This window comes from Cupriavidus sp. 05T313, assembly GCF_056396665.1.
In genome coordinates, this window is sequence record NZ_JBFTLX010000055.1 from 24,883 (window position 1) to 33,787 (window position 8,905).

The 8,905-nt window shown below is 67.5% G+C and carries 8 protein-coding genes; all 8 read left to right on the forward strand.

The window, feature by feature from the left end; all coding sequences use genetic code 11:
• Window positions 1-23 precede the first annotated feature (23 nt).
• The 8 genes from AC1DKD_RS15020 to AC1DKD_RS15055 all read left to right on the forward strand — a co-directional run bounded on the left by AC1DKD_RS15020 (window position 24) and on the right by AC1DKD_RS15055 (window position 8,601).
• Window positions 24-2,213, forward strand: coding sequence for an alpha-ketoacid dehydrogenase subunit alpha/beta (locus AC1DKD_RS15020; RefSeq protein ID WP_441631757.1), 2,190 nt, complete (start codon window positions 24-26; stop codon window positions 2,211-2,213).
• A gap of 58 nt (window positions 2,214-2,271) precedes the next feature.
• Window positions 2,272-2,760: a VOC family protein gene (locus AC1DKD_RS15025; RefSeq protein WP_441631759.1), complete on the forward strand. Its 489-nt coding sequence runs from the start codon at window positions 2,272-2,274 to the stop codon at window positions 2,758-2,760.
• A gap of 1 nt (window position 2,761) precedes the next feature.
• Window positions 2,762-3,994 (forward strand): pyruvate dehydrogenase complex dihydrolipoamide acetyltransferase, encoded by a 1,233-nt coding sequence (locus tag AC1DKD_RS15030; protein WP_441631761.1) that lies wholly within the window; start codon window positions 2,762-2,764, stop codon window positions 3,992-3,994.
• A gap of 10 nt (window positions 3,995-4,004) precedes the next feature.
• Entirely contained in the window at window positions 4,005-5,405 is a 1,401-nt protein-coding gene (gene lpdA, locus AC1DKD_RS15035; RefSeq protein WP_477143409.1) for a dihydrolipoyl dehydrogenase, read from the forward strand.
• 15 nt (window positions 5,406-5,420) lie between these two features.
• A complete protein-coding gene (locus AC1DKD_RS15040) occupies window positions 5,421-5,756 on the forward strand; it encodes an SDR family oxidoreductase (protein WP_477143410.1) in 336 nt (111 codons plus the stop codon).
• A 103-nt stretch (window positions 5,757-5,859) separates the two neighbouring features.
• Window positions 5,860-7,308, forward strand: coding sequence for an NADP-dependent succinate-semialdehyde dehydrogenase (gene gabD, locus AC1DKD_RS15045; RefSeq protein ID WP_035871914.1), 1,449 nt, complete (start codon window positions 5,860-5,862; stop codon window positions 7,306-7,308).
• Window positions 7,309-7,387: 79 nt separating this feature from the next.
• Window positions 7,388-8,224 carry a shikimate dehydrogenase family protein gene (locus tag AC1DKD_RS15050; RefSeq protein ID WP_441631767.1) on the forward strand — a complete coding sequence of 279 codons (837 nt, stop codon included), beginning with the start codon at window positions 7,388-7,390 and terminating at the stop codon, window positions 8,222-8,224.
• A gap of 74 nt (window positions 8,225-8,298) precedes the next feature.
• The gene (locus AC1DKD_RS15055) at window positions 8,299-8,601 is read left to right on the forward strand and encodes a HigA family addiction module antitoxin (protein WP_441631769.1); all 303 of its coding nucleotides are present in this window, start codon (window positions 8,299-8,301) and stop codon (window positions 8,599-8,601) included.
• Window positions 8,602-8,905 lie beyond the last annotated feature (304 nt).

Genomic DNA, 8,905 nt, shown 5'->3' on the forward strand with positions numbered 1-8,905 from the left:
GACCGGTAATCAAGGATCCTCGAATGTCTGAACGTAGCGCCCTGCGCCCCGCCGCCGAATGGGTGGAACTGCGCACCACCGATGAAGACTGGGCCAAGGCCGACCCCGCCCTGCTCGGCACGCTGCTGAGCCACCTGCACCTGATCCGCGGCTTCGAGGAAGCCGTGCTCGAACTCGCCGCCGAAGGCCTGGTCCACGGGCCCGCGCACTCCAGCATCGGGCAGGAAGGCGGCGCCGCCGGCTCCATCGTGCCGCTGACCGGCGCCGACCAGATCAACGGCTCGCACCGCGGACACCATCAATTCATCTCCAAGGCGCTGGGCTACCTCGCGCCCAACGGCATCGACCCGCGCGCGCCGCTGCCGGCGGATGTGCAAACGCTGCTGCAACGCACGCTCGCGGAAATCCTCGGGCTGGCGCAAGGCTACTGCAAGGGCCGTGGCGGTTCGATGCACTTGCAGTGGGCCGAAGCCGGCGCGCTGGGCACCAATGCCATCGTTGGCGGCGGCGTGCCGATGGCCGCGGGCGCGGCGTGGTCGCACCGGCATGCGGGCACCGACGCCGTGGCCATCACCTACTTCGGCGATGGCGCGGTCAATATCGGCTCGGTGCTGGAGACCATGAACCTGGCGGCCGCGTGGAAGCTGCCGCTGTGCTTCTTTATCGAGAACAACCGCTACGCCGTCTCCACCACGGTGGAGGAGTCCACCGCCGAGCCGCGCCTGTCCGCGCGCGGCATGGGCTTCAATATCCCGAGCTGGAAAGTCGACGGCATGGACCCGCTGGCGGTCTACCTCGCCACGCAGGAAGCGCTGGCGCACATGCGCGCCGGCAAGGGCCCCACGGTCATCGAAGCCGATCTCTACCGCTTCTTCCACCAGAACGGCCCTTTCCCCGGCAGCGCCTTCGGCTACCGCACCAAGGAAGAAGAACAGCAATGGCGCGCGCGCGATCCGCTCGAACTGATGGCGCGCCGCATGCAGGAACGCGGCCTCATCAGCGCCGGCGAGATCGCCGCGCTGCGCGAACGCATCAAGCAAGGCATGCGCGATGCCATGGCGGCACTGACCGAGGCCGATCCTTCCGGCAAGCCTGGCAAGCGCCGCATCCGTCCCGAACTGTGGCCGAGCCCGGATTTCCGCGACGTGGGCGTCCGTGGCGACCTGAGCGAGCTGGAAGGCCTGCGCTGCGAGGACGAAGCCGCCTTCCCGGGCAAGCTGGACAAGCGCAAGTTCATCGATGTGGTGGCGGACGTCATGCACCGCCGCATGGAGACCGACCCGTCGGTGGTGGTGATGGGCGAGGATGTGCACCGCCTCAAGGGCGGCACCAACGGCGCCACGCGCGGCCTGCGCGACAGCTTCCCGGACCGCGTGCTGGGCACGCCGATCAGCGAGAACGCATTCGTCGGCCTCGGCGGCGGGCTGGCGCTGGATGGCCGCTACAAGCCCGTGGTTGAGTTCATGTACCCGGACTTCATGTGGGTGGCGGCCGACCAGGTCTTCAACCAGATCGGCAAGGCGCGCCATATGTTCGGCGGCGAGAGCGATGTGCCGCTGGTGCTGCGCACCAAGGTGGCGATGGGCACGGGCTACGGCTCGCAGCACTCGATGGACCCGGCCGGCATCTTCGCCACCAACCCGGGCTGGCGCATCGTGGCGCCTTCCACGCCGTTCGACTATGTGGGCCTGATGAACACGGCGCTGGCGTGCAAGGACCCTGTGCTGGTGATCGAGCACGTGGACCTGTACAACGCATCGGGCGTGGGGCCGGTGGACGACTTCGACTACCACCTGCCGGTGGGCAAGGCGGCGGTGCGCCGCAATGGCAGCGACGTCACCGTCATCACCTACCTGTCGATGGTCGGCCATTCGCTCGAAGCGGTGGAGCAGACCGGCATCGACGCCGAGGTGATCGACCTGCGCTGGCTGGACCGCGCCAGCCTGGACTGGGACACCATCGGGCAGAGCATCAGGAAGACCAACAATGTGCTGATCGCGGAGCAAGGCGCGCGCGGCACTTCCTACGGCGGCTGGCTGGCCGACGAGATCCAGCGCCGCTACTTCGACTGGCTGGACCAGCCGGTGCAGCGCGTGACCGGGGCGGAAGCCGCGCCGAGCATTTCCAAGGTGCTGGAGCGTGCCGCTGCCGCCCGCACCGAGGAAGTGGTGGAAGGCCTGCGGCAAGTGATGCGCGACAAAGGCGCGGCGTAAGCCCGGTGCCTGCCCGGCAAGCCAATTGAACGAATCCAAGGAAACCCAAGGAATTCCAATGACCCTGAACATGATTGCTCCCCTGGAGGTCGGCATCGCCGTGCGCGACCTGCCGCGCATGCGCCGCTTCTATGAGCAGGTGCTGGGCTTCACCTTCGTGAGCGAAGTTGCCGTGCCCGCGGCCAACGCCGCGCAGGCCGCGATGCATGCCGGCGGTTACACCGCCGTGCGCCTGCAGACGAACCATGGCGAGCGCATCAAGCTGCTGGCCCCGGTGCAAGCGCCGGCAGCCGAGCCGGCTCCCCAATACATCCTCGACAAAGCCAACGCCACCTACCTCACGTTTATCGTGGACGACATCCAGGCCGCGGTCGACAGGCTGATCGCCGCCGGCGTGGCGTTCCTGACCGGCCCGCAGCGCATTGAAGTGCGCCCCGGCACTTACCTCGCGTTCTGCCGCGACCCCGAAGGCAACGTGCTCGAGATCGTGCAGTACGCGGATATCGCGGCTTATCGCCCCGACCTGCAATCGCCGAGGAATGCCTGACATGGCCACCCTGCTACGCATGCCCGAGGTGGCGGCCAATGCCACCCAGGCCACGCTGCAAGCGTGGACCAAGAACGAAGGCGATACGATTGCCGTGGGCGACTGCATCGCCGAGATCGAAACCGACAAGGCCGTGGTCGAACTCAATGCCGACTCGGCCGGCGTGCTCGGTCGCCGCCTGGTGGCGGCGGGCCAGGACGTGGAAGTGGGCGCGCCGATCGGCGTGCTGCTGGTCAATGGCGAAACCAGCGTGGATATCGATGCGCTGATCGCGGCGGCGGGTGGTGGCGCGCAAGCACCGGAAGCCGTGGCGGCATCCGCTGGGCAAGCCGTTGCTGCTGCCACGACTGCCGCCCCGCAAGCCGCGCGCATCTTCGCCAGCCCCCTCGCCCGCCGCCTGGCTGCGCAGCGCGGACTGGACCTGGCGGCATTGCGCGGCAGCGGCCCCAATGGCCGCATCGTCAAGCGCGATATCGAGCAGGCCGCCGCGATTCCTGCCGCTGCCGGCGCACCTTCCACCGTGCGCCCGGCCGCACCGCAGGCCCAGGTCAGCGAAGCGTTCACCGAAGTCCCGCACAGCAATATGCGCCGCACCATTGCGCGCCGCCTGAGCGAGAGCAAGTCCACCATCCCGCATTTCTACCTCACGGCGGATTGCCGCATGGAGCGGCTGCTGGCGCTGCGCGCGGAGATCAATGCCAACGCGCCGCGCAAGATCTCGGTCAACGACTTCATCGTGCGCGCCGTGGCGGTCGCCTTGCGCGAGGTCCCGCAGGCCAACGTCGGCTGGACCGACGCGGCCATGCGGCATTACCACCAGGCCGATATCGCCGTGGCGGTGTCCACGGATGCCGGCCTGATCACGCCCATCGTGCGCGCGGCGGACATGAAGCCGCTGTCGCTGATCAGCACCGAGATCGCCGACCTGGCGACGCGCGCGCGCGCGTCGCAACTACGGCCCGAGGAGTACCAGGGCGGCAGCTTCAGCGTGAGCAACCTCGGCATGTTCGGCGTGTCCGGGTTCTCCGCCATCATCAATCCGCCACAGGCCGCCATCCTCGCGGTGGGCGCCACGCAGGCGGTGCCGGTGGTGGAAGACGGCGAACTGAAGGTCGGGCAGGTCATGCGCTGCACGCTTTCGGTGGACCACCGCGCCATCGACGGCGCGCTGGCCGCGAAATGGCTGGCCGCGTTCCAGCGCCTGCTTGAAAACCCCTTGTCGATGCTGATCTGAGGACCATGACGTGGCGAATTCCTCATTTGACCTGATCGTCGTCGGCGGCGGCCCCGGCGGCTATGTGGCGGCGATCCGCGCCGTGCAGCTCGGCATGAAAACCGCGCTGGTCGAGAAAGAGCACCTGGGCGGCGTTTGCCTGAACTGGGGCTGCATTCCCACCAAGGCGCTCCTGCGCTCCGCCGATGTGCTGCGGCTGGTCAGGGACGCGGCGTCCTTTGGCGTGCGCGCAGCCGCGCCTACCGCCGACCTGCCAGCCATGGTGGCCCGCTCCCGCGCGGTTGCCGCGCAGCTCAACAAGGGCGTAGCCCACCTGATGAAGAAGAACGGCGTGACCGTGCTCAACGGCCACGGACGGCTGGCGGGCAAGGGCAAGCTGGAAGTCACCGCGCCGGATGGCAAGACGAGTACCGTGTCGTCCGCCCACATCCTGCTCGCCACCGGCGCGCGCGCGCGCCAGCTGCCCGCGCTGYCGGCGGACGGCCAGACGGTCTGGACCTATCGCGAGGCGCTGGCGCCGCCCGTGGTGCCAAAGCGCATGCTGATCGTCGGTGCCGGTGCCATCGGCATCGAGTTCGCCAGCTTCTATCACGCGGTGGGCACCGAGGTGACGGTGGTCGAGATGGCGGACCGCATCCTGCCGGTGGAGGATGCCGACATCTCCGCGCAGGTGGCGAACAGCCTGAGCCGGGAAGGCATCGTGCTGCATACGGCCGCCAGCATCGGGAGCGCGGAACGCAAGGCGTCCGGCTGGTCCGTCGCACTGCAAGGCGGCAAGTCCGGCGGCGCGAAGATCGAGGCCGATGTCGTGCTGGTGGCGGCAGGCATCGTCGGCAACGTCGAAGACCTCGGGCTGGAGAAGACCGCCGTCAAGGTCGAGAAGACGCATATCGTGACCGATGCGTTCTGCCGCACGGCAGAGCCCGGCGTGTATGCCATCGGCGACGTGGCGGGCCCGCCCTGGCTGGCGCACAAGGCCAGCCACGAAGGCGTGATCTGCGTGGAACAGATCGCCGGGCTGCACCCGCATGCGCTCGATGCAACGCGCATCCCGGCCTGCACGTACAGCCATCCGCAAGTGGCCAGCGTAGGGCTGACCGAGGCGCAGGCCAGGGAACGCGGCCATCAGGTCAAGGTCGGCAAGTTTCCTTTCGTCGGCAACGGCAAGGCCATTGCCATGGGCAGCACCGCGGGCCTGGTGAAAGTCATATTCGACGCAGGCAGCGGCGAACTGCTCGGCGCCCATATGGTGGGCGACGAGGTCACCGAGATGATCCAGGGCTACGCCATCGCGCAGACGCTGGAGACCACCGAAGCCGACCTGATATCCGCCGTCCTGCCGCACCCGACCCTGTCCGAGGCCATGCACGAAGCCGTGCTCGCGGCCTACGGGCGCGCGCTGCATATCTGACCTCCCGGAGACAACATGTACAACTTCGATCAACGCACGCTGCTGCTGACCGGCGCCAATGGCGGCATCGGCCGTGAAACGGCCAGGCTGTTCCTGGCGCACGGCGCCAACCTGGTACTGACGGATCTCGACGAACCCGGCCTGGCTGGCTTTGCGCGCGAACTGGACCCCACCGGCGAGCGCGTCGCCACGCTGCGCATGGACGCCGCCAACCCTGACGAGACACCGCTCAAGCGCCTCGGCCATCCGCGCGAGATCGCCACAGCCATCGGCTTCCTGTGCAGCAACGCGGCCAGCTTTGTTACCGGCGAGGTGCTGCACGTCAATGGCGGGCTGTATATCGCGGGCTGATCCTCCGTCCGGCGGCCAAACAAGATCGCCGGATCCTGCTAACCTGCCGTCAGCGGCGCTGCGCCGAATCCCCCCAACATCGCTACGGAACYGGAACCAGACCATGTTGCAACTCCAAGACCCCTCCCTGCTGCGCCAGCAGTGCTATGTCGACGGCCGCTGGATCGATGCAGAGCGTCATATCGACGTGACCAACCCCGCCACCGGCGAGCGCGTCGGCCAGGTGCCCCTGCTGGGCGCCGGCGAGACACGCCAGGCCATCGAGGCCGCCAACCGCGCCCTGCCGGCCTGGCGCGCGCGTACCGCCAAGGAACGCTCCGCGCTGCTGCGCAAGTGGTTCGAACTGCTGCTGGCGAACCAGGACGACCTGGCCCGCATCATGACCGCCGAGCAAGGCAAGCCCTTTGCCGAAGCGCGCGGCGAGATCGGCTATGCCGCCTCCTTCATCGAGTGGTTCGCCGAGGAAGGCAAACGCGTCTACGGCGAGACCATTCCCGCGCCGGTCAGCAACCAGCGCATCGTCGTCACCAAGGAACCGGTAGGCGTGTGCGCGGCCATCACGCCGTGGAATTTCCCCGCGGCCATGATCACGCGCAAGGCTGGCCCGGCGCTGGCGGCGGGTTGCACGATGGTGGTCAAGCCCGCCTCGCAAACCCCGCTGACCGCGCTGGCGATGGTGGTGCTGGCGGAACGCGCCGGCATCCCCGCGGGCGTGCTGTCGGTCGTCACCGGCTCGGCTTCCGCCATCGGCGGCGAACTCAGCAGCAACCCGCTGGTGCGCAAGCTCACCTTTACCGGCTCGACGGAAGTCGGCCGTACGCTGATGGCGCAGACGGCGTCCACCATCAAGAAGGTCTCGATGGAACTGGGCGGCAACGCGCCCTTTATCGTGTTCGAGGATGCCGACCTGGATGCCGCCGTGGAAGGCGCCATCGTGTCCAAGTACCGCAACGCGGGACAGACCTGCGTCTGCGCCAACCGCCTCTATGTGCACAGCAAGGTCTATGACGCCTTCGCCGAAAAACTGGTCGCGGCGGTGCGCGCGCTGAAGGTGGGCAACGGCATGGAAGACGGCGTGCGCATCGGACCGCTGATCGACGGCAAGGCCGTGACCAAGGTCGAGGAACATATCACCGACGCGATCTCCAAGGGTGCGCGCGTGCTGCAAGGCGGCAAGCGTCACGCGCTGGGGCAATCGTTCTTCGAGCCTACCGTGCTGGCCGACGTGAAGCCCGGCATGCTGGTAGCGCGTGAAGAAACCTTCGGCCCGCTCGCGCCGCTGTTCCGCTTCGAGACCGAGGACGAAGTGGTCGCCATGGCCAACGACACGGAATTCGGCCTGGCGAGCTATTTCTACGCACGCGATCTCGGCCGCGTGTGGCGCGTTTCCGAGCGGCTGGAGTACGGCATGGTGGGCGTCAACACCGGCCTGATCTCGAACGAGGTAGCGCCCTTCGGCGGCGTCAAGCAATCGGGCGTGGGCCGCGAAGGCTCGCATTACGGTATCGAGGACTACCTGGTCATCAAGTACACCTGCATGGCCGGCATCTGAGCCATCGCCGTGCCCGCGGGACGGAGCGCGTCCGTCCCGCCTCCCGCCCCCCTCCCTCCACATTACCCAAGATCCCGCAATGCAGATCGATGGCAATACCCAGATTGTCGGCATCATCGCCGCCCCCATCGCGCACGTGCGCACGCCGCAACTCTTCAATGCCTCGGTAGCCCGCCAGGGCCTGAACGCCGTCTGCGTGCCCTTCCATGTGGATTCGGCGCAATTGCAGGCATTCCTCGCCGGCGCGCCGGCCGCGCAAAACCTGCAAGGCCTGGTCGTCACCATTCCACACAAGGAAAACGTGGTCGCCGCCTGTGGCGAACTGACCGACACCGCCCGCCTGGTCGGCTCCGTCAACGCCATGCGCTTCGACCGCGAGAAAGGCCACTGGACCGGCGGCAATTTCGATGGCGACGGCTTCGTCGCCGGCCTGCGCGAACGCGGCCACAGCCTGTCCGGCAAGCGTGTGCTGCAGCTTGGCGCCGGCGGCGCCGGCAAATCGATGGCCTACGCCATCGCCCGCGAGAACCCCGCCGAACTGGTCATCTACAACCGCTCCGCCGACAAGGCCGAAGAGCTCGCCGCGAGCCTGGGGAAAGCGCTGCCATCTGTCCCGATCCGCAGCGGCGACAACAACCCCTCCGGCTTCGACGTAGTCGTCAACGCCACGGCCCTCGGCCTGCGCGACACCGACCCCACGCCAGTACCCGCGCAACAGCTGAGCGCAGGCACGCTGGTGTGCGAAGCGGTGGTGCGCGACGGTGATACGCCCCTGCTCAAAGCCGCGCGCGAACTAGGTTGCACGGTGCACCACGGGCAGTGGATGCTGTACGGTCAGATCGTGGAAATCTCACGCTTCCTCGGCGTTCCGCTCGCACCGGAGTTTGTCGAACGGATCCTGGGGCCGGCGGACTGAGCGCGGGGAGAGCAAACCAGCGGATGGCAAGCGACCGACGTCGAAATCGTCGGCTGCCACTAAAGGAGAAAACGATGGCACGGGAAGTTCCGCTAACCAAGCCAGGCGAGATCCTGCAACTGGACTGGCTTGAGCCACTTGGGATCAGCCAGTACGCACTCGCCAAGGCAATCGATGTCCCGCCTCGGCGCATCAACCAGATCGTCAAGGGCGAGCGCGCCATCACCGCCGATACGGCCGTCCGGCTCGGCGTGTTCTTCGGCACCGATGCCCAAAGCTGGATGCACCTCCAAACCCACTACGACACCGAGATGGCAAAAGAAAAGATTGGCGCGGAGAAACTGGCAGCGATCAAGGAGCATGCCGTCGCCGCTTAGCGCTTTGCCTCTTCCACGTCATGCGAGCCCACCGGGGGTTCCTGGCGTGGGGAGTACCACCGGCATGCGGCATGCGAGAGTGAACGCCCGCCCTCTCCCGCAGGCGGGAGAGGGGAGCAAACCCGTGGATAGCAGAGGGTAGCGCGCCGGCGGATCCAGCCCCGCGCGAAAGCCCAAACGTTCGAGATCCGAGGACCAAGGCAAGGGCGCTGCCGCCAGATCAACGATTCGGTGTAGCCGTGTTTGCCGCCCGAGGGGCGGCAAACACCGGCCCGCGATGCGAAGCGAGCCGTCAAGGTGTACC

Bases quoted from the DNA above. Each gene is read 5' to 3' on its own strand.
- AC1DKD_RS15030 (WP_441631761.1), top strand. From the start codon at position 2,762: ATGGCCACCCTGCTACGCATGCCCGAGGTGGCGGCCAATGCCACCCAG.
- AC1DKD_RS15040 (WP_477143410.1), top strand. From the start codon at position 5,421: ATGTACAACTTCGATCAACGCACGCTGCTGCTGACCGGCGCCAATGGC.
- AC1DKD_RS15055 (WP_441631769.1), top strand. From the start codon at position 8,299: ATGGCACGGGAAGTTCCGCTAACCAAGCCAGGCGAGATCCTGCAACTG.
- AC1DKD_RS15025 (WP_441631759.1), top strand. From the start codon at position 2,272: ATGACCCTGAACATGATTGCTCCCCTGGAGGTCGGCATCGCCGTGCGC.
- AC1DKD_RS15050 (WP_441631767.1), top strand. From the start codon at position 7,388: ATGCAGATCGATGGCAATACCCAGATTGTCGGCATCATCGCCGCCCCC.
- gabD (WP_035871914.1), top strand. From the start codon at position 5,860: ATGTTGCAACTCCAAGACCCCTCCCTGCTGCGCCAGCAGTGCTATGTC.
- AC1DKD_RS15020 (WP_441631757.1), top strand. From the start codon at position 24: ATGTCTGAACGTAGCGCCCTGCGCCCCGCCGCCGAATGGGTGGAACTG.